Source organism: Pseudomonas sp. MF6755 (assembly GCF_016405635.1).
GTDB classification, from domain to species: Bacteria; Pseudomonadota; Gammaproteobacteria; order Pseudomonadales; family Pseudomonadaceae; genus Aquipseudomonas; species Aquipseudomonas haemolytica.
On sequence record NZ_JAEKDA010000009.1, the window covers coordinates 260254 to 286786 of the forward strand.

The 26533-nt window shown below is 62.1% G+C and carries 23 protein-coding genes and 1 riboswitch; of the genes, 16 read left to right on the forward strand and 7 right to left on the reverse strand.

Translation table 11 applies throughout. The annotated features are described in order from the left end of the window. Positions 1-18: 18 nt before the first annotated feature. Entirely contained in the window at positions 19-891 is an 873-nt protein-coding gene (locus tag JFT66_RS14390) for an undecaprenyl-diphosphate phosphatase (RefSeq protein WP_198859499.1), read from the reverse strand. 181 nt (positions 892-1072) lie between these two features. On the opposite strand from JFT66_RS14390, the gene JFT66_RS14395 reads away from it, so the two are divergent. The 6 genes from JFT66_RS14395 to JFT66_RS14420 all read left to right on the forward strand — a co-directional run bounded on the left by JFT66_RS14395 (position 1073) and on the right by JFT66_RS14420 (position 8311). Continuing rightward, on the forward strand, positions 1073-1579 hold the full coding sequence (locus tag JFT66_RS14395; RefSeq protein ID WP_198859500.1) for a GNAT family N-acetyltransferase: 507 nt from the start codon (positions 1073-1075) through the stop codon (positions 1577-1579). A gap of 345 nt (positions 1580-1924) precedes the next feature. After that, the gene (locus tag JFT66_RS14400) at positions 1925-3481 is read left to right on the forward strand and encodes an ABC transporter substrate-binding protein (protein WP_162524873.1); all 1557 of its coding nucleotides are present in this window, start codon (positions 1925-1927) and stop codon (positions 3479-3481) included. A 12-nt stretch (positions 3482-3493) separates the two neighbouring features. Then, positions 3494-4435 carry an ABC transporter permease gene (locus tag JFT66_RS14405; protein WP_034119162.1) on the forward strand — a complete coding sequence of 314 codons (942 nt, stop codon included), beginning with the start codon at positions 3494-3496 and terminating at the stop codon, positions 4433-4435. Further along, positions 4432-5286, forward strand: a complete 855-nt coding sequence (locus JFT66_RS14410; RefSeq protein ID WP_198859501.1) for an ABC transporter permease — start codon at positions 4432-4434, stop codon at positions 5284-5286. The genes JFT66_RS14405 and JFT66_RS14410 overlap by 4 nt, the downstream gene beginning before the upstream one ends. Positions 5287-5288: 2 nt before the next feature. Then, positions 5289-6917, forward strand: a complete 1629-nt coding sequence (locus JFT66_RS14415; RefSeq protein ID WP_034119164.1) for an ABC transporter ATP-binding protein — start codon at positions 5289-5291, stop codon at positions 6915-6917. A 155-nt stretch (positions 6918-7072) separates the two neighbouring features. Continuing rightward, a complete protein-coding gene (locus tag JFT66_RS14420) occupies positions 7073-8311 on the forward strand; it encodes an OprD family porin (protein WP_420875498.1) in 1239 nt (412 codons plus the stop codon). Positions 8312-8409: 98 nt separating this feature from the next. Here JFT66_RS14420 and JFT66_RS14425 read toward each other — a convergent pair whose 3' ends face one another. Then, positions 8410-9288: a GntR family transcriptional regulator gene (locus JFT66_RS14425; protein WP_034119166.1), complete on the reverse strand. Its 879-nt coding sequence runs from the start codon at positions 9286-9288 to the stop codon at positions 8410-8412. Between the two features lie 140 nt (positions 9289-9428). Here JFT66_RS14425 and JFT66_RS14430 point away from each other — a divergent pair, with 140 nt between their 5' ends. From JFT66_RS14430 to JFT66_RS14440, 3 genes are read left to right on the forward strand one after another with little or no spacing between them, the layout of a single operon-like run. Then, positions 9429-10949: a serine hydrolase domain-containing protein gene (locus JFT66_RS14430; RefSeq protein WP_198859502.1), complete on the forward strand. Its 1521-nt coding sequence runs from the start codon at positions 9429-9431 to the stop codon at positions 10947-10949. Continuing rightward, complete coding sequence (locus JFT66_RS14435) at positions 10946-12241, forward strand: aminotransferase class III-fold pyridoxal phosphate-dependent enzyme (protein WP_198859503.1); 1296 nt, start codon at positions 10946-10948, stop codon at positions 12239-12241. Before JFT66_RS14430 ends, JFT66_RS14435 begins: the two co-directional genes overlap by 4 nt. Beyond that, a complete protein-coding gene (locus JFT66_RS14440; RefSeq protein ID WP_034119169.1) occupies positions 12238-13659 on the forward strand; it encodes an aldehyde dehydrogenase family protein in 1422 nt (473 codons plus the stop codon). Before JFT66_RS14435 ends, JFT66_RS14440 begins: the two co-directional genes overlap by 4 nt. On the opposite strand, the gene JFT66_RS14445 is transcribed toward JFT66_RS14440, so the two are convergent. Then, a complete protein-coding gene (locus JFT66_RS14445) occupies positions 13646-14584 on the reverse strand; it encodes a GlxA family transcriptional regulator (protein ID WP_034119170.1) in 939 nt (312 codons plus the stop codon). The two genes, JFT66_RS14440 and JFT66_RS14445, sit on opposite strands and share 14 nt — an antisense overlap. A 173-nt stretch (positions 14585-14757) precedes the next feature. Here JFT66_RS14445 and JFT66_RS14450 point away from each other — a divergent pair, with 173 nt between their 5' ends. The 3 genes from JFT66_RS14450 to JFT66_RS14460 all read left to right on the forward strand — a co-directional run bounded on the left by JFT66_RS14450 (position 14758) and on the right by JFT66_RS14460 (position 17270). Beyond that, positions 14758-15387, forward strand: a complete 630-nt coding sequence (locus tag JFT66_RS14450) for a TetR/AcrR family transcriptional regulator (RefSeq protein WP_198859504.1) — start codon at positions 14758-14760, stop codon at positions 15385-15387. Further along, positions 15384-16061: a type 1 glutamine amidotransferase domain-containing protein gene (locus tag JFT66_RS14455; protein WP_153872266.1), complete on the forward strand. Its 678-nt coding sequence runs from the start codon at positions 15384-15386 to the stop codon at positions 16059-16061. Before JFT66_RS14450 ends, JFT66_RS14455 begins: the two co-directional genes overlap by 4 nt. 78 nt (positions 16062-16139) lie before the next feature. Next, complete coding sequence (locus JFT66_RS14460) at positions 16140-17270, forward strand: alkene reductase (protein ID WP_198859505.1); 1131 nt, start codon at positions 16140-16142, stop codon at positions 17268-17270. A 93-nt stretch (positions 17271-17363) separates the two neighbouring features. Here the strand turns inward: JFT66_RS14460 and JFT66_RS14465 are convergent, their stop codons facing one another. Together JFT66_RS14465 and JFT66_RS14470 are read right to left on the reverse strand one after the other, a co-directional pair. Further along, a complete protein-coding gene (locus JFT66_RS14465; protein ID WP_198859506.1) occupies positions 17364-18362 on the reverse strand; it encodes an NAD(P)H-quinone oxidoreductase in 999 nt (332 codons plus the stop codon). Between the two features lie 136 nt (positions 18363-18498). Beyond that, positions 18499-19317: an alpha/beta fold hydrolase gene (locus JFT66_RS14470; RefSeq protein WP_198859507.1), complete on the reverse strand. Its 819-nt coding sequence runs from the start codon at positions 19315-19317 to the stop codon at positions 18499-18501. A gap of 149 nt (positions 19318-19466) precedes the next feature. Here JFT66_RS14470 and JFT66_RS14475 point away from each other — a divergent pair, with 149 nt between their 5' ends. Beyond that, positions 19467-20534, forward strand: coding sequence for an NAD(P)-dependent alcohol dehydrogenase (locus JFT66_RS14475; RefSeq protein ID WP_153838398.1), 1068 nt, complete (start codon positions 19467-19469; stop codon positions 20532-20534). Positions 20535-20683: 149 nt separating this feature from the next. Here the strand turns inward: JFT66_RS14475 and mntP are convergent, their stop codons facing one another. Together mntP and JFT66_RS14485 are read right to left on the reverse strand one after the other, a co-directional pair. After that, entirely contained in the window at positions 20684-21247 is a 564-nt protein-coding gene (mntP, locus tag JFT66_RS14480) for a manganese efflux pump MntP (protein ID WP_198859508.1), read from the reverse strand. 36 nt (positions 21248-21283) lie between these two features. After that, a riboswitch (yybP-ykoY riboswitch) is annotated at positions 21284-21427 on the reverse strand. Positions 21428-21512: 85 nt separating this feature from the next. Continuing rightward, positions 21513-22085: a LuxR C-terminal-related transcriptional regulator gene (locus tag JFT66_RS14485; protein ID WP_198859509.1), complete on the reverse strand. Its 573-nt coding sequence runs from the start codon at positions 22083-22085 to the stop codon at positions 21513-21515. Between the two features lie 129 nt (positions 22086-22214). On the opposite strand from JFT66_RS14485, the gene JFT66_RS14490 reads away from it, so the two are divergent. The 3 genes from JFT66_RS14490 to JFT66_RS14500 are packed head-to-tail and all read left to right on the forward strand — an operon-like array spanning position 22215 to position 26279. Beyond that, entirely contained in the window at positions 22215-23393 is a 1179-nt protein-coding gene (locus JFT66_RS14490; protein WP_198859510.1) for an acetyl-CoA acetyltransferase, read from the forward strand. Between the two features lie 3 nt (positions 23394-23396). Next, complete coding sequence (locus tag JFT66_RS14495) at positions 23397-24926, forward strand: class I adenylate-forming enzyme family protein (RefSeq protein WP_198859511.1); 1530 nt, start codon at positions 23397-23399, stop codon at positions 24924-24926. Positions 24927-24959: 33 nt separating this feature from the next. Further along, positions 24960-26279: an MFS transporter gene (locus tag JFT66_RS14500; RefSeq protein ID WP_198859512.1), complete on the forward strand. Its 1320-nt coding sequence runs from the start codon at positions 24960-24962 to the stop codon at positions 26277-26279. Positions 26280-26533: the final 254 nt, after the last annotated feature.

Below are 26533 nucleotides of genomic sequence, written 5' to 3' on the forward strand. Positions count from 1 at the left end.
CGACCGCGAACCCGCGGCTTAACTCAACAACCCGGTGCTGACTGCCACGATCAGGAAGATCCCCAGCAGCGCACGGTAGATCACGAACGGCCAGGTGGAGAAGCGCTCCAGGAACTTCATCAGGCCCCAGATCGCGAAGAACGCCGAGACGCTCGCCACCACCAGGCCGAAGATCAAGTGCGGCCAGGCGTGAGCCGGCATATCGGCGTGCAGCAGCACCCACAGCTCTTTCAAGCCGGCCAGGGCGATGGCCGGCAGGCCCAGCAGGAAGGAAAATCGCGCCGCTTCCTCACGCTTGAAATTCAGGAACAGCGCTGCGGTGAGCGTGGAGCCCGAACGCGATACCCCAGGAATCAACGCGCCGATCTGCGCCACCCCTACGATCAGCGCATCGCGCAGGCGCATCTGGCTCACGTCGCGGGTGTGGCGGGCGCGCACTTCGGCCAGCGCCAGCAACACCGCCATCACCACGCACGAAATGCCGATTACCATCAGCCCACGCAACGGCGAGTTGCAGGCATTCAGGGTCGAAGACAAGGCCAGGCCGGCAATGCCGATCGGCACGGTCGCGAGCACAATCGCCACGGCCAGCTTGAACCACGGGTCGTTGTAGTCACCCCGGCGTACCGCACTGATGCTGCCGGTGGTGACCTGGTGCACATCCCGCCAGAAGTAACTGACCACCGCCGCCAGCGCCGCCAATTGCATGGCTGCGGAAAACGCCGAGCCCGGGTCTTGCCAGCCGAGGAGGGCGGGCACCACGCGCATATGCGCGGTGGACGACACTGGCAGCAATTCGGTAATGCCCTGGATTACGCCCAGAATGAAGATCTGCAGGTAATCCAGGGAGGCAAAGCCCACATCCAGGCCGGCGGTACAGACGTTGGTCAAAATTAGGTGTCCTTGAGCAAAAGGTGGAAACCTGCGAAGTTTATTCTAAATGTTTCAGGAATTAGCCCAGGGCAACCGCTATCTGCAATCGGTTCAGCAAGTAGAAAGGAATCGACAATCCATTGGCTTGACGAACACTTTTGTGAACAATGGCGCCCTGCGTTTTTTCACTGAGAGCCCCATGCCTGAAACCACCGTCGAATTGATCCAGACCGGCCCTGAAGACGCCGAGCTGATCCGCAATCTCTACCAGTACTACGCCTACGAGTCTTCGGACTGGGAACAGGAAGATGTCGAGGCCGATGGCCGTTTCTACATCCATGACGAGCACCTGGCCCGTTACTGGCACGACCCGCAGTGGAGCGCCAACCTGCTGCTGGTGGACGGCTATATTGCTGGTTTCCTGCTGATCGAAGGTAGCGAACTGCCCGGCATCGACGCCCTCGAACTGGCCGACCTGTTTATCCTCAAGCGCTACCGTCGCAAAGGCATTGGCCGCGCCATCGCCAGCCAGGTGCTGTGCAGTGGCGAGGCCAATTGGCTGGTGCGTTTTTATGATCAGGACGAGGTGTCCCAGGCGTTCTGGCGCACCGTATTGGATACCCTGCCGCGTCCAGTGCAGACGATTGAGCTGGAGGATGATCCGCAGTTGGTGAGCTATCTGATTACCCGGGTTTCGCTGCATTGACGGGCGGTTTTTTCCGAGTGTGAAGGCGGGTCGCTGTCACTGATCCCCTGTGATCCAAATGTAGCAGGGCAAGCTCCAATGCCGCTCCCCCAGTTTGCTCTGCAAACTTCAGGCAGATATCCATCTGCTTGATCTTGAGCGGCAGCAATTTGCTTCATAATGTTTTTATTTGCATAAAAAAACATTTACATCAGAAGCTGCTGCTGCAAATATGTCTCGGCGAATTTAAAAAAACAAAAGCCCGCGGTACTGATCCCGATCAGGCCATAACAACAACTACCTGACACAGGCTTGAAGCCGGCTCCTGCCCCAGGCCGGTCTTTTCAGCGTAGGAGAACGTCTCCCGTGAATCGCTTACTCAATGGCACACTGTGCGTCACCCTCGCACTTGGCGCCGGCCTTGCGCAGGCCCAGAGCACTTTGCGCGTCGGCTTGAACGCCGACATCCGCAGCACCGAACCGGGCGTCAACCGTGACGAAAACACCGACACTGTGATGCTCCATATCGTCGAAGGCCTGGTGGCCCATCGCGAAGACGCCTCCGTCGGCCCGTTGTTGGCCCGTGAGGTGCAGCAGTCCGATGACGGCATGACCTACACCTTCAAGCTACGCGAAGGCGTGCACTTCCAGAACGGCGCAAGCTTGACCGCAACCGAGGTGAAGTGGACTTGGGAGCGTTACCTCAACCCTAAAACACAATGGCGCTGCCTGGCTGAATTCGATGGCCGCGGCGGTGCGAAAATCACCGGCATCGACACCCCGGACCCACTCACCGTGGTGTTCCACCTCGATCAGCCCAGCGGCCTGTTCCTGGCCGCGATGGCGCGCCCCGATTGCGCCGGCAGCGGCATCCTGCATCCCGACTCACTGGCCGCAGACGGCAGTTGGAAGGCCCCCATCGGTACCGGCCCGTTCAGCCTCGCCGAATGGAAACCCGGCCAGTACGTGACGTTGTCGCGCTTTAATGACTACAGCCCGCGCGACGAGGCCGGGCCGGATGGTTTTACCGGCAAGAAGCAGGCCCTGGTGGAAGCGGTACGGTTCATGGTGATCCCCGATCCGTCGTCGGCCAAGGCGGCGTTGATGTCCAACAACATCGACCTGCTGCCCAATGTCAGCGCCAGCGATGCCGAGGAGTTGAAGGTCCGTCCGGGCGTGCAGATCTCGTTCAGCCCGATCATGGCGATCTGCGGCTTGCTGTTCCAGACCAACGACCCGCTGCTCAAGGATGTGCGCATCCGCCAGGCCATCGCCCATTCCCTGGACTACGGGCAAATGGTTAACGCGCTGTCCAACGGCACTTCCGAGCCGAACAATTCGGCGGTCCCACAAACCAGCGCCTTCTACAGCGCCACGGCCAGGCAGGGTTACCGCTACGACCCGCAGGAATCCCGGCGTCTGTTGCAAGAGGCCGGCTATCAGGGCCAGCCGATCAAGATGATCGTCAACAAGCGCTATCCGCAGATGTTCGACATGGGCCTGCTCAGCCAGGCGATGGCCATGGCCAGCGGCGTGAATATCCAGATGGAAACCCTGGAGTGGGGCACTCAACTGGAGCGCTACCAGAGCGGCAATTACCAGATGATGGCGTTCTCTTATTCATCGCGCCTGGACCCGGCCACCAGTTTCGATTCACTGATGGGCGACAAGACCAAGGAACCGCGCAAGGTCTGGGACAACCCCCAGGCCCAGGCGCTGCTGCGTGAAGCTGTGCGTGAGAGCGACACGGCCAGGCGCCAGGCGCTGTTCGACCAATTGCACACGATGATGATCCACGACACGCCGATGGTGATCATCTACAACGGCACGGTTGCCGCAGCGTTGCGCGATAGCGTCAAGGGTTTCCATTCGTGGCCGGTGTCATCGCCAAGGCTGTGGGGCGTCAGCCTCGCGGCGCACTAACGGGGCTTGAGCATGTTGCGTTTTATCCTGCAAAAACTCGCCATGGCGATCCCGACGCTGTTGCTGATTTCGGTGATGGTGTTCGCGCTGATTCGCCTGATCCCCGGCGACCCGGCACTGCTGATGCTCGGCGATATGGCCGACCCCCAGAGCCTGGCCGACATGCGCCACACCCTGGGCCTGGATCACTCACTGGTGACCCAGTTCCTGATCTGGTTCAAGGCGGTGCTGAGCGTTGACCTGGGTTTTTCCATCAGCACCAAGCAAGCGGTATTGCCGCTGATTCTCGACCGGTTCAGCGTCAGCGCCACCATCGTGCTGGTGGCGGTGCTACTCGCCACGCTGATTGCGGTGCCGATTGGCCTGATCGCGGCGTGGAAGCAAAACAGCGCTCTGGACCTTGGTCTGGTGTCCGTTGCCACCTTGCTGCTGTCGATCCCCAGCTTCTGGCTCGGCCTGTTGTTGCTGCACGCGTTCGGCATCCAGCTCGGTTGGTTGCCGGTGGTGGGCTACGTCAGCTTCGCCCAGGCGCCGTGGCAAGCGATCAGCTACATGGTGCTGCCAGTGGTGACCCTGACCTTGGTGGAAGTCGGCGCAATTACCCGCATGGCGCGGGCCAGCACCATCGAAGTGCTGCGCCTGGAGTACATCGCCCATGCACGGGCAAAGGGGCTGTCGGAGCGGGCGGTACTGTGGAAACACGCACTACCCAACGCCTTTGCACCGACCTGGACCCTGGTGGGTTTGATCCTCGGCAACCTGTTGGGCGGTATCGCTGTGCTGGAAACCGTGTTCACCCTGCCGGGCATCGGCCGGCTGATGGTGGACGCGATTTTCGCCCGTGACTACCCGGTGCTGCAGGGCTGCCTGTTGCTGATCACGTTTATCTACGTGCTGGTCAACCTGTGTGTGGATCTGCTCTATCCGCTGTTCGATCCAAGGGTGAAGTTATGAGTGCGAGTATTGCCGTGCCCGTGCCGGGCAAGCGCCGACGCGTATGGGCGCCGGCCAATGCGTTGATCGGCGGCGGGTTGCTGGTGGTGTTGATTGGGTTGGCGTTGCTAGGCCTGGTGTGGTCACCGTTCGACCCGTTGAAGATTGACCTGATGTCGCGTTTCCAGGCGCCCTCGGCGGCCCATTGGCTGGGCACCGACGAGTTTGGCCGCGACGTGTTCAGCCGCTTGCTGATTGGTGCACGCACCAGCTTATGGGTGAGCGTGCTGACGGTGAGTGTCGCGGTGCTGGCTGGCACCTTGATCGGCATGCTCGCCGGTTACCTGCGTGGCTGGACTGATCGCGTGCTGATGATGCTCAACGATGCGCTGCTGGCGTTTCCCGGCATCCTCATGGCGCTGGGCATCATGGCGATCATCGGTGCCAGCGAGTACGGCATTGTCCTGGCCCTGGGCATCGCCTACACGCCGTCGGTGGTGCGGGTGGTGCGCGGCACTGTGCTGTCCTTGCGTGAACTGGAATACATCGAGGCCTCGCGGGTGATCGGCAACTCCGAGCTGTACACCATGCTGCGGCATATCGCCCCCAACTGCCTGGCGCCGCTGTGTGTGCTGGCCACCAGTATGTTCGGCTGGGCGCTGCTCTCGGAAAGCGCGCTGAGCTTTCTTGGCCTGGGCGTGCCAACGCCGGCTGCCACCTGGGGCAACATGCTCGCCAGCAGCCGGCCATATATGGCCTCGGCGCCCTGGCTGGGTGTGTTCCCTGGGCTGTTTATCTGCCTGACGCTGTTGGCGATCAACCTGTTCGGCGATGCCTTGCGTGATCGCCTCGACCCCCGGATGAGGAAGTAGGCATGTCGGCCAATCCTGTTTTGTTGAACGTGCAACACCTGAAGATCCGTGTTGGCGAATACGGCCCGTTGGCGGTGGATGACCTGAGTTTCAGCATCGCACCGGGGGAGATCGTGGCGCTGGTGGGCGAGTCCGGCAGCGGCAAGACTATGGCCGCCCGCGCCGCGATTGGCCTGCTGCCCTTACCCATGCAAGTCTGCGGTGGGCGCCTGGACTTCCAGGGGCGCGACCTGGCCAGTGCCAGCACCGAGGCGCTGCGCGCCATTCGTGGCGCGAGCATCGGCATGGTGTTCCAGGAACCGATGGTGTCGCTCAACCCGGCGTTGAAGATCGGCCAGCAGATGAGCGAAGCCCTCAGGCTGCACACCGACCTTGACGCCACGCAGATTCGCGAGCGTTGCCTGAGCATGCTGCGGCGTATCGGCATCAAGGCCGCCGAGCGCTGCCTGGAGTCCTACCCGCACCAGTTCTCCGGCGGCATGCGCCAACGCATCATGCTGGCCTCGGTGATGCTGCTGCGCCCCGCCTTGCTGATCGCCGATGAGCCCACCACCGCCCTGGATTGCCTGGCGCAGCTGGACGTGATCGAACTGATGCTGGAACTGACCCGCGAGCAAGGCACGGCGATCCTGTTCATCAGCCATGACCTGTCCCTGGTCGCCCGCTATGCGCATAAGGTGGTGGTGATGCGCCATGGCCAGGCAGTGGAGCAGGGCACTATCGAGGAGATTCTGCTCTCGCCGAAGGCCGAGTACACCCGCCAGTTGCTGGAAGCCTTGCCGCGCCGTGGTGTGCTGGCGCCATTGCCGGCGAGCAACGGGCCCTTGGTTGAAGTTGACCAGGTGAGCATCGAGCATCCCGGGCCGACCTCGTTCTGGGGCAAGCGCCAGCACCACCGCGTGGTGCATGCCGCCAGCCTGGTGATCGCCCCGGGCGAAACCCTGGCGCTGGTGGGTGGCAGTGGCTCGGGCAAGACCACCCTGGGCCGCTCGTTGGTCGGGCTGATCAAGCCTTGCGCCGGCTCGATCCGCTTCAAGGGTGTGGACATTCTCAAGGCCGCCAACCGTACCCATCGCCTGCAGTGCCAGATGATCTTCCAGGACCCGTATTCATCTCTGAACCCACGGATGAAAATCGGCGAAATCCTTGCCGAGCCGTTGCGTCACGAACCCGGTTTGAATGCGGCCGAGCGCCGTGAGCGGGTGGTGCAAACCCTCAAGGACATCGGCCTGGGCGAGCAGTTTGTCGAGCGCTTTGCCCATCAGCTTTCCGGCGGCCAACGCCAGCGCGTCGCCATCGGCCGCGCCCTGGTGCGCCACCCGCAATTGGTGATCGCCGACGAGCCGATCTCGGCCCTGGACATGACTATCCAGAAGCAGATCCTCGAACTTTTCGAGCGGTTGCAGGCGCAGTACGGCTTTGCCTGCCTGTTCATCTCCCATGACCTGGCGGCAGTGGAGCGCATTGCGCATCGGGTCGCGGTGATGCATCAGGGCGAGGTGGTGGAAGTGGGCCCCCGCGAGCAGATCTTCGATCACCCGCAGCACCCGTACACCCGTCAGTTGCTGGCCGCCGCCAGCCCGTTGGAGCAACTGCCGGGCGGCGGCTACCGAATACGACCGGCCATTTAGACCCTGATTTCTTCCGGCGCGCAGCCTTGAAAACCTGCGCGATGGGGAATGTCGTGCCCAAAAAAACAATAAGACCTACTCACCCGTAACGACTGCCAGGAGCCAAGCCCATGCATAACAACCATTTCAACCTGATCTTGAAAGGTGTCGGCCTGATGAGCGGGGGCCTGCTGTGCGCCCCAGCCCAGGCGGACTTCATCAAGGACAGCAAGGCCGACCTGGACGTGAAGAATTACTACTTCAACCGCGACTATCGTGAAGACGCCGGGCAATCCAAGCGTGAGGAATGGGCCCAGGGTTTTATGCTCAACCTGAAGTCAGGCTTCACCGAAGGCCGAGTGGGGTTCGGCCTGGACGTAGTCGGCATGCTTGGCCTGAAACTCGACTCCAGCCCGGATCGCTCAGGCTCCGGCCTGTTATCCAGGGACAACGATGTTGCACCGGGTAAGCCCAGCTATGCCAAGCGCGCCCATGACGAGTACTCCAAGCTCGGCGTGACCGGCAAGGTGCGCCTGGCCAAGAGCGAGTTGCGCAGCGGCTACCTGCTGCCGGACCTGCCGACCTTGCAACCCAACACCAGCCGGTTGTTCCCGCAGACCTTCCGTGGCACCCAGGTAACGTCCACGGACATTGCCGGCTTGGCCTTGGTCGGCGGGCAGATCGACCAGACCAGGCAACGCGAATCCACCGACTACGAAGACCTGGGGCTGACCAGCCAGAGCGGTGCCTACAAGAGCAGCGCCAAGAGCGACCGCTTCCGCTTTGCCGGCGGCGACTACACGCTCACCCCAGGCATGGTCCTCAGCTATCACTTTGCGCAACTGCAAGACATCTATCAGCAGCACTACGTCGGGCTGAAAAACAGCTTTGCCCTCGGTGGTGGCACGCTCAAGACCGATATCCGCTATTTCGACGCGGACAAATCCGGCGCGGGCTTGGCGGGCAAAGTCGACAACCGCGCGCTGAGTACGCGGGCGATGTACAGCTACAAGGGCCATAGCCTGGGCGGCGGGTATCAGGAGCAGTTCGGGTCGACGCCGTTTACCTATGTGGACGGGACCAATACCTACCTGTTTTCCGAGTATCAACTGAGCAACTTCTCCCAGACCAACGAGCGGGTCTGGCATGCGCGGTATGACTTTGACTTCGCCGCCCTGGGCGTTCCGGGGCTGACCTTTTCGACGCGTTGGGCCAAGGGCGATCAGGCGCAGGTCAAGGGGTTTGTGGGGGAGGGGCGTGAATGGGAGCGGGATATCGATCTGGGCTATGTGGTTCAGTCCGGGGCGCTCAAAGGGGTGTCGTTGCGCTGGAGGAATGGGTTGAGCAAGTCCAACTACTTGCGGGATATGAATGAGAACCGGGTGATTGTTGGCTATACCGTGGCGCTTTGGTGATGAACGTATTCGGCCAGCACGGTTCAACGGGGCGCCAGAGATCAAGATCAAGAGCGCCTCTCCCACCTTCGGCTTTTTGTGTCTGTGACAGCAACGCCTCAGCCCTTATTGCGCGCCACCCGCAACTTGCTCGCCACCTCCAGGTGGCGGTGCAACAGCGTCGCCGCCCATTCGTTATCGCCTTGCTCCAACGCATCGAGGATTGCCAGGTGTTCCTGGCACGACACCTTGACCCGTTCCACATTGCTCACCGTGTGGAATTCGGTGAGCCGGCGCAAGCGGTTCTGCTGCTGGATCGCTTGCAGGATATAGCCATTGCCCGACGCCGCCGCCAGCAGTTCATGGAACTCTGCGTTGCACTCGATAAAGCGTTGCCCATCGACCTGGCCTTCGAGCAGTTCCAGTTGCCGTTCGCGGCAGCGGCGCAATTGTTCGCGGTTGATCCTGAAGGTCGGCTCCAGCAACCCGGCGGGCTCCAGCAGCATGCGCAAGCGATAGCTTTCGAAGCGCGTCTGCGGGCTGTTCAGGGTCGGCAGGAATTGCCAGCCATGCCCGTGCTTGCGCTGCATCACGCCTTCATCCGACAGGCGCAACAGGCAACGACGCAGCACGCTTTTGCCGACGCCATAGCGGCGCAGCAAATCGCTTTCGGAAATCTGGTCAGGCAGTGCCTGGTTCAAGCGATCGTCGATCAGCCGCGTGTACAACTGGTCCTCTTCGTTGTGCAACTCGCTGACCTGTTGCGCCAGGCCAGCGGCCGCCTGCAGCGGTACGCGAAAGCCCTGTTGCGGCAATGGCTCGATGGCCTGCTGTTGCGCCAGGTAGGACAGCGCGCTGCGAATCGGCGAGCGCGACACCCCCAGGCGCTGGGCCAGCTCGACTTCTTTGAGGTGCATACCGGGTTGCAAGTCGCCGCTGGCGATGGCGGCAAGGATCTGGCCGGCAACTTTGGTCTGCAGCGAGGTGAGTGGGGACATGGCGCGGAGTCATTCCTGTGACAGGGGAGGCAAGGATACTCGGAAAAACGGAATTATAGGTGGCTCAAATACACCAGGCCGCTGTGAGCAAATCTTTATCTGCATTATTTGAAATATAAAAACATGAACGAGGACCCACTATGACTTACATCCCGTTGCCCCGGGCCTTGCCCATTGAACGCGGTGTCGACCCCGCCGGTATCGTCGACTTTATTCAGGCCGTGACCGAGGCGGGCCTGGAGCTGCACAGTTTCATGCTGTATCGCCAGGGCGCAGTGGTGGTCGAGGCGTTCTGGCAACCCTATTCGGCCCATCGCATGCATGTGCAACATTCGGCGACCAAGAGCTGGACCGCCACAGCAGTGGGCTTGTTGATCGACGATGGTCGGCTGGCGCTCACGGACAAGGTGATCGATTTCTTCCCCGAGCTGTGCCCGCGGCCCATCAGTGCCAACCTCGCGGCCATGACTGTGGAGGACCTGCTGACCATGCGCACCGGCCACACACGCGGCATTTCCGGTGGTGACTGGCGCAACCTGCAAACCAGCTGGGTCCAGGCGTTCCTCAATGAGCCGGTGGACGAGCCGCCGGGCCAGTCGTTTATCTACAGCAGTGCCAGCAGTTTCATGCTGTCGGCCATCGTCACCCAGGTCAGCGGGCAGACCCTGCATGCACTGCTGCAGGAGCGGGTGCTGAAGCATATGGGCCTCGACCGACTGGAATGGGACCTGGCGCCGGGCGGTTTCAACTCCGGTGGCAATGGCTTGAGCTGCACCAGCGAGGACTCGCTGAAGTTCGGCGTGCTGCACTTGAACCAGGGCCAATGGCAGGGCCGTCAATTGCTGTCGCCAGCGTGGGTGGGCGCCGCCACGCGCAACCAGGTGCAGGATGTGTGGATGGGCGAGTTCGACGGCAAGCAGTACTTGCCACGGGACAAGAACAAGGCCAATGAAGCCCAGCGCGAAGGCTATGGCTACCAATGGTGGATGACCCAACACGGCGGCTACTACGCGTCCGGCGTGTTCGGCCAGTACTGCATGGTGCTGCCCGAGCAGGAGGCGGTGATGGTCTTTACCTGCGGCCTGCGCCTGGGGGAAAAGCGCGTGCACCAGGCGCTGTGGCAACACTTGTTCCCGGCGCTGGGGCGCAGCAGTGCCGACCCCAAGGCCAGCCAGGTGCAGCTGGAGGCGCTGATTGACCACTTGCGCCTGCCCACTTTGCAGGGTTTGTCGGTATCGCCGGCGAGCGCCGCACTGCAAGGGCGTTACATCATCGAACCGAATGAAGATGGCGTGCACGAACTGGCTTTTGAATTCCACGGCGATCACTGCACCTTCACCCTGGTCGACCACCGCGGCACTCACCACCTGCGCGCCGGTTTCCAGCGGCCGCTTGAAACCATCACCAGCATCACCGGCAACTACCTTCACCACCAATACCAGCCTGAGCAGACTCCAGTGGTTGCCAAGGCTGGCTGGACCACCGACGGCGAGTTGCGCATGGACTGGCGTTTTGTCGAAACCGCGTTCGGCGACCACGTCAGTTGCCGCTTGCATGACGGGCGTCTGCACTTCGACCGCGGCGTCAACACCAACGCCGGTGCCCTGCAACGTCCGACTCTGTTCGGCACGCGAATCTCTGCTCAAGGAGTACACCCATGAGTTCTTCCCTGTGGGCGCCGTTTACCGCGATGCGCCCGTTCAACCGTGCGCCGATGCTGTTTGATCGCGCTGCCGGCATGCACTACACCACCACCGATGGCCGCGCGGTGCTCGATGCCATGGCCGGGTTATGGTGCGTCAACGCCGGCCACGGCCAACCACGGATTGTCGAGGCAATTCGCGAGGCAGCGGGGCGCCTGGACTTTGTGTCGTCGTTCAAAATGAGCCACCCGGCGGCGCTGACCCTGGCCGATCGCCTGGCGGCCATGGCGCCGGCGGGCCTGGATAAAGTGTTCTTCACCAACTCCGGTTCCGAGGCGGTGGACACCGCCCTGAAAATCGCCCGCGCTTACCATCAGGCCCGTGGAGACTGCCGCCGTACCAAGCTGATCGGCCGCGCCAAGGGGTATCACGGCATGGGCTTTGGCGGGCTGTCGGTATCGGGAATAGGCCGCCAGAAGCGTGACTTCGGACCGTTGCTCGGCGATGTGGCGCATTTGCCGTTGCCTTATGACACGGTGTCACGTTTCAGCCACGGCCAGCCAGAGCAGGGCGCCCACTATGCGGACGCGTTGCTGCAACTGCTGGAGATCCACGACCCGGCCACAGTGGCGGCGGTGATTGTTGAACCGATCACGGGCTCCGGTGGCGTGTACGCCCCACCCCAGGGTTACCTGCAACGGTTGCGGGACATCTGCGATCGCCATGGCGTGCTGCTGATTTTCGATGAAGTGATCACTGGCTTTGGTCGCGTCGGCCATGGTTTCGCCGCCCAGGCCTTCGGCGTCACGCCAGACCTGATGACCCTGGCCAAGGGCCTCACCAATGGTGCGGTGCCCATGGGCTGCGTGCTGGTCAGCGGTGCGGTCTACGACGCCTTTATGCAAGGCCCGGAACAGGCCATCGAGCTGATGCACGGCTACACCTATTCGGCCCATCCGCTGGCGTGCGCGGCGGGTTTGGCGACCCTGGATGTGCATGCGCAGCTGGGCCTCAATGCCCATGTCCAGCAGATCGCGCCGCTGTGGCAAACCACCGCGCTGGCGCTGCGCGAACAGCCCCTGGTGCTGGACGTGCGGGCCATCGGCCTGCTCTGCGCGGTGGAACTCACCCCCCGTGACGGTGCTCCCGGTGCGCGGGCGGCGGAGGTGGCCCAGCGCTGTTTCGATGCCGGGGTGCTGGTGCGGGCGTCGGGGGACAATATTGTGCTGTCGCCGCCACTGATCATCAGCGAGGAACAGGTCGCGCTGGTGTTCGGCACGTTGAAGCAGGCCCTTGAGGTAACGCGATGAACCCCCTGGATTTCTACATCGACGGTCAATGGGTCAAGCCCCAGGGCACCGAGACCCTGGCGGTGATTGATCCTGGCACCGAGCAGGCCATCGCCCACATCAGCCTGGGCAACCGCGCCGACCTCGACCTGGCTGTCGCTGCGGCAAGGCGCGCTTTCCACAGCTACGGGCAATGGAGCCGTGAACAACGCCTGGACCTGTTGGCGGCGATCATCGACGGCTATCGCGAACACGCCGAGGCGTTGGCGCTGTGCGTGCACCAGGAAATGGGCGCACCATTGTCCCTGGCCCGTAGCGCCCACGTGCCCGCGGGGCTCGGCCATCTGCAACGGGCCTACGAAATTCTCAAGGACTATGCCTTCGACCGTCCCCACGGCAGCACGTTGATCAGTCGCGAACCCATTGGTGTGTGCGGGCTGATCACGCCGTGGAATTGGCCACTCAACCAGCTCACCTGCAAGCTCGCCCCGGCACTGGCGGCGGGCTGTACGGTGGTGCTCAAGCCCAGCGAAAAGGCGCCGTTATCGGCGATGTTGCTCGCCGACATCCTGCACCGCGCCGCAGTGCCCAAGGGCATATTCAACCTGGTCAATGGCGACGGCCCGACCATCGGCGATGGCCTGGCCCGACATGCCGACATCGATATGCTCTCGTTCACCGGTTCTACCGGCGCCGGCATCGCCGTGGCCAAGGCGGCGGCGGATACGGTCAAGCGCGTCTCCCAGGAGCTGGGCGGCAAGTCGGCCAACTTGATTCTCGAGGATGCCGACTTCGATGCGGTGGTGCGCCATGGGGTCAGCAGCTGTTTTCGTAATAGCGGGCAGTCGTGCAATGCACCTGCGCGCATGCTGGTGCCACGGGCCTTGCAAGCACGGGCTGTAACGATTGCGCAGGAGGTTGCCGCGCACGTGTGCTGGGACGACAGCAACCCGGCCACGGCCATGGGGCCGCTTGCCAATCAGGCGCAGTTCGAACGGGTGCAGGGCTTGTTGGCGGCGGTGGATATGACGCCGGTCTGCGGTGGAGCAGGGCGTCCGGCAGGCGTGACCACCGGTTTCTATGCCAGGCCCACGGTATTCGCCGATGTCGACCCGGCCATGCCAATTGCCCGTGACGAAGTGTTCGGCCCGGTACTGGTGATCATTCCCTATGACAGTGAGGAACAGGCCATCGCCATTGCCAATGACAGCGTCTACGGCCTGTCGGGCTATGTCAGCGCCGGCACGCTGGAGCGCGCCCGTGCCGTGGCCCGGCGCCTGCGCACCGGGATGGTCCATCTCAATGGCAGCAAGGCCGACAATGGCGCACCGTTCGGCGGCTACAAGCAGTCAGGTAATGGGCGTGAGTGGGGGGTGTTCGGGTTGGAGGACTACCTGGAGGTGAAGTCGATGTTCGGCTATGAGCCTAGCCTGGATTGAACAACACCTGCTGCATCGCCTGGGGCGGCTGCCCGAACGCTCTCAGGAACGCCTGGCGCATGCGCTCGCGATCACCAAAGCCAGTTTCGCGGGCCACCACTTCCACCGGGTGGCGGCTGGTTTCCATCATCGCCCGCGCCGCTTCTACCCGCAGGGCTTCAATGGCCTTGGCCGGTGTCTGCCCGGTTTCTTCGCGAAACACCCGGCTGAACTGGCGCGGGCTGAGCCGGGCGACGTCGGCCAAGGCTTCCACTGACAAGTCATGGGTCAGGTTCTCGCGGGCATAGGCCAGGGCCAGTTGCACGCGGTCGGACTTGGGGTCCAGTTCCAGCAAGGCCGACAACTGCGATTGCTCGCTGCCGCGGCGCTGGGCAATCACCAGCTTGCGTGCGATGCGGCGGGCGAGGTCGCTGCCCAGGTCGTTCTCTACCATCGCCAACGCCAGATCGACCCCGGCGCTCATGCCGGCGCCGGTCCACACCTGGCCGTCCACCACGAACAGCTTGTCTTCTTCCAGGCGGATGTCCGGGTAGCGCTTGCGGAATGCCGGCGCGTGGATCCAGTGGGTGGTGGTGCGCTTGCCGGTGAGCAGGCCGGCTTCGGCCAGCACAAAGATGCCCATGCATAACGATGCCACACGGCGTGACTGCGCGGACGCCGCCTTGACCAGTTCCAGCAGGTTGGCCTCCGGCAGGCGAAACTCCAGGTAGCCGCTGACGATCAGGGTGTCATAGCCCTGCGGCCGGATCGCCGTAGTGTTCACCGAAAAACCTTGGGAGGTCATCACCGCGCCGCCGCTTTCCGACACCAGATGAAACTCATAGGCCGGCTCACCGCGCAGCAGGTTGGCGCACTCGAACACCGAGCCCAGGCTGAGGCTCAAGGATTGGAAATTCGGGTAAACCATCAGTGCAACGCTGTGCATCGCTTCTCTCCAAGGGGCGGTGGAGCGGCGATTGTCGGCGTGTGCCGGGTAAACGGCAACCGACTTTGGCGCATGGCCGGAATCCTTGCGGATATGACATTGTGAGCCGTTGCCTCGCTGCCTAACATGGCCCCAACGAACTAGACGACTGGTCTAATCGGACGGGGTCAAGCATGAACCACACAAGCAAAAGTGCACGGCAGGCGATTCTGGAACGTGGGCAATCGATTGTCGGTGCCAAGGGGTTTTCCGCGGTGGGCTTGAACGAAATCCTGCGGGCTGCCGAAGTGCCCAAGGGTTCGTTTTATCACTACTTCGGTTCCAAGGATGCCTTCGGTGTGGTGTTGCTCGACACCTATTTCGACCACTACCTCCAAGGTATGCAGCAGCTGTTCGACCAGCCGGGTTTATCCCACTACGCCAAGCTGATGCGCTATTGGCAATGCTGGATCGACAACCATACGGGCTGCACCGATGCCGGCAAATGCCTGGCGGTAAAGCTCGGCGCCGAAGTGTCGGACTTATCAGAGCCGATGCGGTTGGCCCTGCAACGCGGGACCTCGCGCACCATCGATTTGCTCACCATGGCCCTGCAACGCGGCGCCGAAGACGGCTCGCTCACCTTCGAGCAAGCTCCCGACAGCCTGGCCCGGCGCCTGTATGCGCTGTGGTTGGGAACCAGCGTCATGGCCAAGATTACCCGTACCACCGCGCCGTTCGCTGAGGCGCTGCTGCTGACCCGACAGTTGTTGGGCGGCCCTGAAACCCCTGATATCTACATCGATCGAGGCACTGGAAAATGAACGTATTAATGGTACTGACCTCTCACGACCAGCTTGGCGATACCGGGCGCAAGACCGGCTTCTGGCTCGAAGAATTTGCCGCACCCTATTACGCATTCAAGGACGCCGGCGCCGAGGTGGTGCTGGCCTCTCCGGCCGGCGGCCAGCCGCCGTTGGACCCGGTGAGCGACCTGCCGGACTTCCAGACCGAACAAACCCGTCGTTTCGCCGCCGACCCGGCTGCACAGCAAGCACTGGCCAACACCGTCAAGCTGGACTCGGTCAACGCCGCCGACTTCGACACGGTGTTCTACCCAGGTGGCCACGGCCCATTGTGGGATTTGGCGGAGTCGCCGGTGTCCATCGCGCTCATCGAGTCGTTCGAACGAGCCGGCAAGCCTATCGGCTTTGTCTGCCACGCCCCGGGTGCGTTGCGTCACGTCAAGGCGGTCAACGGTGCGCCGTTGATCAAGGGCCGTCGTGTGACCGGGTTCTCCAACTCGGAAGAAGCGGCGGTGGAGTTGACCGATGTAGTGCCATTCCTGATTGAAGATGAATTCAGGAAATTGGGCGGCAAGTATGAGAAGGGCGCCGACTGGCAGTCTTTCGTGATCGTCGATGGCTTGCTGGTGACCGGGCAGAACCCCGGCAGCTCCAGCGAAGTGGCCAAGGCCCTGCTGACACTCAGCGCCTAAGTCAATCAACTGCTGTACGCATTTGGCGACTCCCAGGAGTCGCCAGTGTTTTCGTTCGTTCTGAATTTGGACTACCCCATGCCTGACTGCATCTTGAATACCCCGATAAAGCTGGGGCATCACCGATTGAACAATCGCATTGTGCTGCCGCCGCTTACACGCCAGCGCAGTGCCCAGCCGGGTGATATCGCCACCGACCTGATGGCCGAGTACTACCGCCAGCGTGCCAGTGCCGGCTTCATGGTCAGCGAGGGCACGCAGATCGAGCCCCGTGGCCAGGGTTACGCCTGGACGCCGGGTATCTACTCTGCGGCGCAGATCGACGGCTGGCGCAAGGTCACTGCGGCGGTGCACGCTGAGGGCGGGGTGATCTTTGCCCAGTTGTGGCATGTGGGGCGGGTGTCCCACAACGCCTTACAACCCGGTGGTGCCGCCCCGGTAGCACCCTCGGCGCTGCCGGCGTTGCAAGCCAAGGCCTTTATCGAAACCGGCCCGGGTGTTGGTGAGCTGGTGCAACCACCGGTACCTCGTGCATTAGCCACGCTGGAAATCGAAGAGCTGGTCGGGCAGTACGCCCAGGCTGCGCGAAATGCGCTGGATGCCGGGTTTGATGGCGTGGAAATCCACGCGGCCAACGGCTACCTGATTAACCAGTTCATCTCGGCCCATTCCAACATCCGTGAAGATGAATACGGCGGCTCGCTGGAGAATCGCCTGCGCTTGTTGCGCGAGATCGTCGAAGCCGTGTGCAAGGTGGTCGGGCCGGAGCGCCTGGGTGTGCGCTTTTCGCCGCTGTTCAGTGGCACGGACCAGGACCGCGTCTACATCGGCCTGGTGGAGCAAGACCCGCACCACACCTATATCGAAGCGGTCAAGGTGCTGGAAGCGTCGGGCATCGCTTACGTGTCCATCGCCGAAGCCGACTGGGAAAACGCTCCCGACCTGCCTGCGACCTTCCGCCAGGCGGTGCGCAGCACCTTCAGCGGCAGGATCATCTACGCCGGACGCTACACCGCCGAGCGCGGTGCTCGGCTGGTAGAGGCAGGGCTGGCGGACATGATTGCATTCGGGCGACCGTTCATTGCCAACCCGGACCTGCCCCAGCGCATTTTCAATGGCTGGCCGTTGAATGCGTTGAAGGCAGAAGGGTTGTATGGCGGGACGCAGGCGGGGTATGTGGATTATCCGGTGTATGCCGAACCAAAGTGACACACGCACTATGTGGGAGGGGGCAAGCCCGCTCCCACATTTGTACCGGGTACCGTCCATCTAAGCCGGCCGCCAAGGATTCAGGAAAGCGCCTCACTCCACCCGCAACACAATCTTGCCAATATGATCCCCGCCTTCCATCCGCGCATGGGCTTGGGCGGCGTCGGTGTAGGCGTAGACCTTGTCGATGATCGGCAGGCAGCGCCCGGCACTCAGCACCGGCCATACGTATTCGCGCAGTTGCTCGGCGATCGCAGCCTTTTCTTCGCGGGTACGGGCACGCAGCAGCGAGCCGGTGATCACCGCGCGTTTGGCGAGGATGGTCAGCAGGTCGACATCATGGGCCTTGCCGCCGCCGAGGAAGCCGAGCATCACCAGGTGGCCGTCCATGCCCAGAGACTTGAGGTTGTTGTTCAGGTACGAGGCACCCATGATGTCGAGGATCACATCGACGCCTTTGCCGTCGGTCTGTTTGGCGATGACCTCGGCAAACTCCTGCTCGCGGTAGTTGATCGGCTCGGCACCCAGCCTGGCAATCGCTGCGCATTTGTCAGCACTGCCGGCGGTGGCGAATGCCTGGATACCGAACTCCTGGCAGAGCATCAACGCGGTAGTGCCAATGCCACTGGTGCCGCCGTGGATCAAGGCGCGCTGGCCTTTGTGCGCTCCGCCCAGGCCGAACAGGTTGGCCCAGACCGTGAAAAACGTCTCCGGCACGGCAGCGGCTTGAATCCAATCCATACCTTGGGGGATCGGCAGTGCCTGGCTGGCCGGCACTGCACAAAACTGTGCATAGCCACCGCCATTGGTCAGGGCACAGACCTTGTCGCCCAGGCTGTATTCGGTCACACCGCTGCCCAGTGCCACCACTTCACCCGCCACTTCCAGCCCGGGAATCGGGCTCATGCCGGGTTTCATCGGGTACTTGCCGGCGCGTTGCAGGGCGTCGGGGCGGTTGACCCCGGCGGCGTGCACGCGAATCAGGATTTCACCAGGCCCGGCCACCGGCACGTCTGCTCGCCGTGGCTGCAGGACGTCGGGGCCACCAGGGGTAGTGATTTCGATCAGGGTCATTTCTTGAGGGAGCGTCATGGGTGAGTTCCTGTAGCGATGAGCGTATGGGTTGGGACCGTGGCCAGTGGTCGGCAGTTCAGCAAGATCATACGCGGCTACAGCGAGATGTCGGCGCCCATCGAAAAAAAGGCCGGAGAGCTCCGGCCACACAGTTTCAACGGTTCAGGAACGCCAGAAGGTCTTCATTCAGCTGTTGGGTGTGGGTCGCCGCAAAGCCATGGGGGGCATCCTTGTATACCTTCAACTCGGCGCCCTCGATCATCTCGGCCGCGACTTTGCCGGTCGTCTCGAACGGTACCACCTGGTCGCCGTCGCCGTGGATCACCAGGGTCGGCACGTCGATCCTGGCCATGTCCGGGCGGAAGTCGGTCTCGGAGAACGCGGTAACGCAATCCACCGTCGATTTGAGCGAGGCGAGCAGGGCGATTTGCAGGGTTTGGGTGAGCACGCCTTCCGAGACTTCCTGGCCCTTGTTAAGGCCGAAGAACGGCGTGTTGAAATCGCTGATGAATTGCGCGCGATCTTTCAACAGGCCAGCCTTGATGCCATCGAAGACATCGGCGGGTACGCCTTGGGGGTAATCGGGTTTCTGGCCGAATATCGGCGTCACCGCGCCCAGCAGTACCAGGCCGGCGACACGGGCGCTGCCATGGCGGGCGATATAGCGCGCCACATCACCGCCACCCATGGAGAAGCCCACCAGGGTTACGTCCTGCAGGTCCAGGTGTTCGATCAACTGCGCGATATCGTCGGCGAAGGTGTTGTAGTCGTTACCGGTCCAGGGCTGGTCCGAGCGGCCAAAGCCACGGCGGTCGAACGCAATGGTGCGAAAGCCGCGGCTGCTCAGGTATTGCATCTGGTACTCCCACATGTCCGCATCCAACGGCCAGCCATGGCTGAACAGGACCGGCTTACCGCTGCCCCAGTCCTTGAAGTAGATCTGGGTACCGTCTTTGGCAACAAAAGTGCTCATGTAAAAAACTCCTGATTGAGGGGGCTGAAAGACTCTAGCCCACTCTCGCGATAAACCGGACGAAGGGCTTGTACGGGTGTGCTCGGTTGAACGGTTCAGCGTCTATGCTGGTCCACTGACCTCCAACGTCAGATCAACAGGTGAACCAAATGGCCAAGACTTACAGCTACGCCGCCCAGAACGCCAAGGACGCCCTCAAGCCCTACACCTTCGAGCGCCGCACGCCGGGGGCTGACGATGTGCAGATCGACATTCTTTATTGCGGTGTGTGCCACTCCGACCTGCACACCGTGCGCAACGAGTGGAACAACACCCTATATCCTTCAGTGCCTGGCCATGAGATCGTCGGACGGGTGACGGCGGTCGGCGCCAATGTGAAGAAATTCAAGGTCGGCGACCTGGCCGGTGTCGGCTGCATGGTCGACAGCTGCCAGCAGTGTTCATCCTGCGCCGAGGGCGAGGAGCAGTATTGCGAGAACGGCTTTACCGGTACTTATAACGGCCCGATGTTCGGCGGTGAAAACACCTTCGGCGGCTATTCGGACAACATCGTGGTCAAGGAGCAGTTCGTGCTGCGCATCTCCCATGACGACTCGAACCTGGCGGCGGTGGCGCCGTTGCTGTGCGCCGGCATCACCACCTACTCGCCGCTGCACCACTGGAAGGTCGGCCCTGGCAAGAAAGTCGGTGTGGTTGGCTTAGGCGGGCTCGGCCATATGGCGGTCAAGATTGCCCACGCCATGGGCGCCCACGTGACGTTGTTCACCACCTCCCCGAACAAACGCGAAGACGGCCTGCGCCTGGGCGCCGACCAGGTGGTGGTGTCGAAGAACCCGGACGAAATGGCCAAGGTCGCCAACAGCCTGGACTTCATCCTCAACACCGTGGCCGCGCCGCACAACCTGGATGCATTCATCAGCCTGCTCAAGCGTGACGGCACCATGACCCTGGTCGGCGCCCCCGACAGCCCGCATCCGTCGCCCACGGTGTTCAACCTGATCTTCAAGCGCCGCAGCCTGGCTGGCTCGCTGATTGGCGGCATCCAGGAAACCCAGGAGATGCTGGACTTCTGCGCCCAGCATGGGATTGTCTCGGATGTGGAGATGATCGATATCCAGAACATCAATGAGGCGTATGAGCGCATGCTCAAGGGCGATGTGAAGTATCGCTTCGTGATCGATATGGACAGCTTGAAGCAGGAACATCACGCGGCCTGATAATGCCGTAATGGGGCTTGCCCCGGTACAAACCGAGTACATATCCGTTACCGCAGCAACGGATATGTACTCGGTCAAAACCCCCAGCATTCTGGTGGGCTGTCAGGCTGCCATCGCAGGCAAGCCACACACATGATTCTTTGTGTGCTTCAGACCGAAAGATGCTCGTACAGAATCGTCGCTCCCACCAGCATCAACACTACGCCACCGACCATCTCCGCACGCTTGCCCACCACCGTGCCCAGCACCCGGCCGAGCATCATGCCAATGGTCACCATGGTCATCGTCGCCAGGCCAATTGCCGCCGAGGCCAGCAGGATATTCACGTCGACAAACGCCAGGCCCACGCCTACGGCCATTGCATCAATGCTGGTGGCAAATGCCGTTACCGCCAGGATCATGAAGGAGTGCTGTGTGGGTTTTTCTTCTTCCTCATCCTCGGCCTTGAGCCCGTTCCAGATCATATGCAAACCCAACCCGACCAGCAGAGTGAAGGCAATCCAGTGGTCCCATTTTTCCACCCAGCGGGTGGCCGCGTGGCCGATCGCCCAGCCGATCATGGGCGTGATGGCTTCGATCACACCAAAGATCAGGCCGGCGCGCAGGGCTTCGGTCAAGCGTGGTTTATGCAGGCTGGAGCCTTTGCCGATGGCCGCTGCAAAGGCGTCCGTGGACATGGCCAAGGCCAGGAGAATCAAGGAAATGGGGTTCACGGTAAGGCTTCCAGTCGGGCTGTATGAGTCAACGACACCGCCACACGCCCGACTACCGGCATGGCTGTGTCGCTGGTCTCACCAACCACAACGGTGTTCGTACCACGGCAGGTTGCCGAATATGTTGATACGAACGCTTCTGAGCGGGTCAGAAGCCGGTTACTCCCCAACGAAGGGCGTCAGCATAGCCGCGCACATATGAAAAAACTGTCAACGCCCCTCGAATACGCCGGGCGTGACTTGGAGTCAATCCAACGACCGCCCGTCAGGCCACCATAATGATCTTCGACACCAACTCCACCACGGTCTTGGCCTGCAGCTTCTTCATCAGCCGCGCCCGGTGCACTTCCACCGTTCGGTGGGAGATCGCCAGGCGCAGGGCGATTTCCTTGGATTTGAAGCCATTGACAATGTGCATGGCGATTTCCCGCTCCCGGGGCGTGAGGTCGCCGGTGCCCTGGTGCATGCGATCCAGGCGTTCGAAGTGCCAGATCATCAACTTGAACGGGTCGTTGGGGGTGAGGGTGTAGCCGTGGGACTTGGCCCAGAACACTTCGCCATTGTGGTGTTGCATGAAGCGCTCATCGGAATAAAAGCCGTTGTCGCTGTCGAGCAGCCAGTCATGGCTGCGCTTGCCGATGGCGTGATAGTCGGCCTGGGAAGGGTAGATCAGCAGGGTCAATTGATTGACCAGTGCCTGGCGTGTATAGCCGAACAGCTTCAGGAAAGCGTCGTTGCAGTCGAGTATCACGCGGTCGCTGGTGACGATCTGCGGGGCAGGGGACAGCTTGAACGCCAGGCGTTCGAGATCTTGGAATTGATGTGCAAGCGCGTTCATGGGGCATCCTGCCTCGTTGTTCATTCCCTGGCGCGCTACTTACCCATGTAAGTAGTTACACGAATTGGCGGGCGACCTGGGGTGGGTCATTGTAAGTAAAGTCTGAATCAAGAACAGAAGAAATTGATTATGCCTGCTGATTGCGTCTCCATTGTTGCCGCTGGTCATTCCCGCTTTGGTCGCCTGGAAGGCACCACGCTGGAAGACCTGATCGTTCAGGTCACCCGTGAAGCCTTGAGCGACGCCGCGATTGACGCTTCGCAAATCGACGCGTTGTTCCTCGGCCATTTCAACGCGGGGCTGGTACCCGACGGGTTTGCCGCCTCATTGCTGTTGCAGGCCGACCCCGGGCTGCGCTTCAAACCCGCCACCCGCTGCGAAAACGCCTGCGCGTCCGGCTCGGCGGCGATCCTGGCGGGGGTCAATGCGATTCTCTCCGGCAGCGCCGAACTGGTGCTGGTGGTGGGCGCCGAAAAGATGACGCACACCAGCACCGCCGCAGTCACCCAAGCCTTGGCCGGTGCCGGTTACCAGAATGACCCGGCTGAAGCCGGCCTGAGTTTCCCGCAGTTGTTTGGTCGCGCAGCACGGCAATACGCCGAGCGCTACCACTGCCCGCTGGGCTCGATGGCGGCCATCGCCACCAAGAACCACTCCAACGCCATGGCCAACCCGCTGGCGCAGATGCATCGGGAGATGAATTTCGAGCACTGCAACAACGTGTCCCAGAGCAACCCCTTTGTGGCCGAGTCCCTGCGCCTGACCGATTGCTCGCTGATCAGCGACGGTGCCGCCGCTATCATCCTGGCGTCGCCCAAGCGGGCGCGGGCGTTTCGCCGCGACGTGCAGATCCGTGCGCTGACCCAGGTCAACGACATGTTACCCATTGCCCAGCGCGACATCCTTGCCTTTGAGGGCCCGCAGCGGGCGATTCACTCGGCGTTGCGCGGCGCGAACATCACCCTGGCCGACCTGAGTTTCGCCGAGGTGCACGACTGTTTCACCATCGCCGAATTGCTGATCTACGAAGCCATGGGCCTGGCGCCCAAGGGCGAGGGGCACCGGGTGCTCGACAGCGGCGTGGTGCGCGCTGGCGGGCGCTTGCCGGTGAACCTCTCCGGCGGGCTCAAGGCCAAGGGGCATCCGGTGGGCGCCACAGGGGTATCGATGCATGCCCTGGCGTTCCGGCAATTGACCGGTGAGCCGATAGGCCTGGCGGTGCCCAACCCTGAGTTCGGCCTGGTGTTCAACATGGGCGGCATGGCGGTGGCCAACTACGCCTCGGTCCTGCACGCACGCCGGAGCTGAGCCATGAACATTGCCAACTGGCTGCACGACACCCAGCGTCGTGCCCCTCGACGCCCGGCGCTGTTTGACGGCACCGAGCTAGTGGCCGACTACGCTACTTTTGCCGCCCACGTGCGCCAACGCGCTGCGCACCTGGTGGACCAGCACGGGCTGGTGCCGGGAGACGTCGTGGCGCTGTTGATGAAAAACAGCTGCGACTACCTGGAATTGCTCTACGCCATTTGGTGGATGGGCGCCGTGGCGGTGCCGATCAACGCCAAGCTGCACCCCGGCGAAGCGGCATGGATTGCCGATAATGCCGAGGCGCGGTTGATCTTTACCGATGGCGGCCAGGTGTTTTCATCGCGGGATTTGCCCCAGTGCTGCAAAGAGCTGGACGGCCACCTGCTACCCGCCAACCGTGGCTGGCCGACCCTGGAACACCCGGTGTCGCGTCAGGATCAGGACCTTGCCTGGCTGTTCTACACCTCTGGTACCACCGGGCGCTCCAAGGGCGTGATGCTGTCCCACGGCAACCTGGTCGCCATGTCGCTGTGCTACGCCACCGATGTCGATGCGGTCAGCGCCGACGATGCGGCGGTGTATGCCGCGCCGATGTCCCACGGTGCCGGTTTATACAACTTCATCCATGTGCGCTGCGGTGCGCGGCACGTGGTGCCGGCCTCCCACGGCTTCGACGCTGCCGAGCTGTTCGGGCTGGCAGAGCAGGTGGGCAATGTGTCGCTGTTTGCCGCGCCGACGATGGTCAAGCGCATGGTCGAGCAGGCACGGCGCCAGGACTATCACGGCGCCGGCATCAAGACCATCGTCTACGGCGGCGGCCCCATGTACCTGGCCGACCTGCGCGACGCCATCGACACCTTCGGCCCGCGCCTGGTGCAGATCTACGGCCAGGGCGAGAGCCCGATGACCATCAGCGTGTTGCCCCGTGCACTGATCGCCGAGCGCCAGCGTCCCGACTGGGCCAGCCTCGCCGCCTCGGTAGGCCACGCGCAATCCTGCGTGGAAATCCGCATCCTCGATACCGGGCACCAGCCATTGCCCACGGGCGAGCGCGGCGAAATCGCCGTACGTGGCGCCACGGTGATGCAAGGCTACTGGCGCAACCCACAGGCCACTCGCCAGACCTTGGTGGACGGTTGGCTGCTGACCGGTGATATCGGCTATCTCGACGCGGCCGGCTACCTGACCCTGACGGATCGTTCCAAGGACGTGATCATCAGTGGTGGCAGTAACGTGTACCCGCGTGAAGTCGAGGAAGTGCTGGCCCAGCATCCCGAGGTGTTCGAAGTGTGCGTGGTGGGCGAGCCGGATGCGCAGTGGGGCGAGTCGGTGGTGGCCTTCGTGGTAACCCGCAATGGCCAGCCCCTCGATGAAGGCGAACTCACCGCATGGTTCCTGACGCGCATGGCGTCGTTCAAAAAACCGAAAAAGTATGTGTGGCGCAGCGACCTGCCGAAGAACAGCTACGGCAAGATTCTCAAGACCGACTTGCGGCAGTGGTTGAAAGCAGCGAGTATCGCCGCGCTTTAACATGGATCGACAATCAGACAAGGAGTCCCCTCGATGGGCAATCCCGCACAAGACACCGTCCGCAAGCGCCGCCGTGCGTTTCTCGGTGCCACCTCCGGCCACTTGATCGAGTGGTACGACTATGGCGTCTATGGTTTTCTCGCCGTCTATATCGGCCAGGCGTTCTTCGTCTCCGATGACCCCACCACCAGCCTGTTGGCCAGCTTCGCCGCATTTGCCCTGAGCTTTTTTATCCGCCCCTTGGGTGGGCTGTTCTTCGGCCCGCTGGCGGACAAGATCGGCCGGCGCAAAACCTTGATCATGGCACTGGTGATGATGACCGGCTCCACGGTCATGCTGGGCCTGTTGCCGACTTACGCGAGCCTGGGCATTGCCGCGCCGATCCTGCTGATCCTGGTGCGCTGCGTACAGGGCTTCTCGGCGGGTGGCGAAATCGGCACCGTCACCAGCTTTATCTCCGAATACGCCGGCCCCGGCCGCCGCGGCTTCGCCACCTGCTGGTTGATGGTCACCGCCGTGCTCGGCCTGCTGCTGGGCGGCGCCGTGGCCAATGGCATGACTTGGGTATTGGGCGCCGAGGTCATGCAGGAATGGGCCTGGCGCGTGCCGTTCCTGATCGCCGCACCGCTGGGCTTTATCTCCATGTACATCCGCCTCAAGCTCGAAGACAGCCCCGAGTTCCTCGCGCTGCAACGCGCCGGGCAAACCTCGCGGGCGCCGCTGCGGGAAGTCTGGCAATGGAAGCGCGCGATTGCCCTGGTGTTCTTTATCATCACCTTGCACAGCTCGATCTTTTACCTGGTGCTGACCTTCGCCTCGACCTACATGGCCAAGATCCTCAAGTTCGACAGCGGTACCACCTTGCTCTATGTGTTTGTTGCCAGCTTCTCGGCCGCCTTTGTGATGCCGTTTGGCGGGGCGTTTACCGATAAATACGGGCGCAAGCCGTTCCTGATGGTGATTGGTACGCTGGCGACCCTGGCGATGTTCTGGATGTTCAAGTCGGCCCCGACCGCGACCCCGGCCTCGTTCTTTGCGCCGTTGATGGCGGTGGCGATTCTGTTCGGGCTGTATGCGTCGTCGACCTATGCGTTGATGAGTGAATTACTGCCGACGCGGATTCGTTCTACCGGGATTGCGGTGGCGTATAACGTGCCGGTGGCGGTGTTTGGCGGCAGTGCGCCGTTGATTTCCACCTGGTTGATCAAGGTGACGGGGGATATCACGTCGCCGTGGTATTTCTATGTGGCGACGGGGGTGGTGTCGTTGGTGGCGTTGGTGGTGTTGCGCAAGGAGGACTTTGTCGCCAGCGGTGGGGTGGTGGCGGTGCCGGTTGATGCGGCTTTGGCCTGATGTAGGCCTTAAAGTGGGGGTTTTGACCGAGTACATATCCGTTGCTGCGGTAACGGCCACTTAGGGTTCCGCTCTTACAGCGGGTCACTTTTGGAAGGACCCAAAAGTAACCAAAAGGTCCTCGGTGGGTATGACTCACCCACATGGGTTACAAATCAGTTCACGCACATAGGTAACAGTTTTTAACTGGCAGGGTCGATTTCGCGAGGATCTGACCATGCCCTGGAAAGAGCTGAAACCTATGGACCTAAAAG

Bases quoted from the DNA above. Each gene is read 5' to 3' on its own strand.
- JFT66_RS14435 (WP_198859503.1), top strand. From the start codon at position 10,946: ATGAGTTCTTCCCTGTGGGCGCCGTTTACCGCGATGCGCCCGTTCAAC.
- JFT66_RS14465 (WP_198859506.1), bottom strand. From the start codon at position 18,362: ATGACGCTCCCTCAAGAAATGACCCTGATCGAAATCACTACCCCTGGT.
- JFT66_RS14485 (WP_198859509.1), bottom strand. From the start codon at position 22,085: ATGAACGCGCTTGCACATCAATTCCAAGATCTCGAACGCCTGGCGTTC.
- JFT66_RS14450 (WP_198859504.1), top strand. From the start codon at position 14,758: ATGAACCACACAAGCAAAAGTGCACGGCAGGCGATTCTGGAACGTGGG.
- JFT66_RS14470 (WP_198859507.1), bottom strand. From the start codon at position 19,317: ATGAGCACTTTTGTTGCCAAAGACGGTACCCAGATCTACTTCAAGGAC.
- JFT66_RS14490 (WP_198859510.1), top strand. From the start codon at position 22,215: ATGCCTGCTGATTGCGTCTCCATTGTTGCCGCTGGTCATTCCCGCTTT.
- JFT66_RS14410 (WP_198859501.1), top strand. From the start codon at position 4,432: ATGAGTGCGAGTATTGCCGTGCCCGTGCCGGGCAAGCGCCGACGCGTA.
- JFT66_RS14420 (WP_420875498.1), top strand. From the start codon at position 7,073: ATGAGCGGGGGCCTGCTGTGCGCCCCAGCCCAGGCGGACTTCATCAAG.
- JFT66_RS14395 (WP_198859500.1), top strand. From the start codon at position 1,073: ATGCCTGAAACCACCGTCGAATTGATCCAGACCGGCCCTGAAGACGCC.
- JFT66_RS14415 (WP_034119164.1), top strand. From the start codon at position 5,289: ATGTCGGCCAATCCTGTTTTGTTGAACGTGCAACACCTGAAGATCCGT.
- JFT66_RS14500 (WP_198859512.1), top strand. From the start codon at position 24,960: ATGGGCAATCCCGCACAAGACACCGTCCGCAAGCGCCGCCGTGCGTTT.
- JFT66_RS14460 (WP_198859505.1), top strand. From the start codon at position 16,140: ATGCCTGACTGCATCTTGAATACCCCGATAAAGCTGGGGCATCACCGA.
- JFT66_RS14455 (WP_153872266.1), top strand. From the start codon at position 15,384: ATGAACGTATTAATGGTACTGACCTCTCACGACCAGCTTGGCGATACC.
- JFT66_RS14405 (WP_034119162.1), top strand. From the start codon at position 3,494: ATGTTGCGTTTTATCCTGCAAAAACTCGCCATGGCGATCCCGACGCTG.
- JFT66_RS14475 (WP_153838398.1), top strand. From the start codon at position 19,467: ATGGCCAAGACTTACAGCTACGCCGCCCAGAACGCCAAGGACGCCCTC.
- JFT66_RS14425 (WP_034119166.1), bottom strand. From the start codon at position 9,288: ATGTCCCCACTCACCTCGCTGCAGACCAAAGTTGCCGGCCAGATCCTT.
- JFT66_RS14445 (WP_034119170.1), bottom strand. From the start codon at position 14,584: ATGCACAGCGTTGCACTGATGGTTTACCCGAATTTCCAATCCTTGAGC.
- JFT66_RS14430 (WP_198859502.1), top strand. From the start codon at position 9,429: ATGACTTACATCCCGTTGCCCCGGGCCTTGCCCATTGAACGCGGTGTC.
- JFT66_RS14495 (WP_198859511.1), top strand. From the start codon at position 23,397: ATGAACATTGCCAACTGGCTGCACGACACCCAGCGTCGTGCCCCTCGA.
- JFT66_RS14440 (WP_034119169.1), top strand. From the start codon at position 12,238: ATGAACCCCCTGGATTTCTACATCGACGGTCAATGGGTCAAGCCCCAG.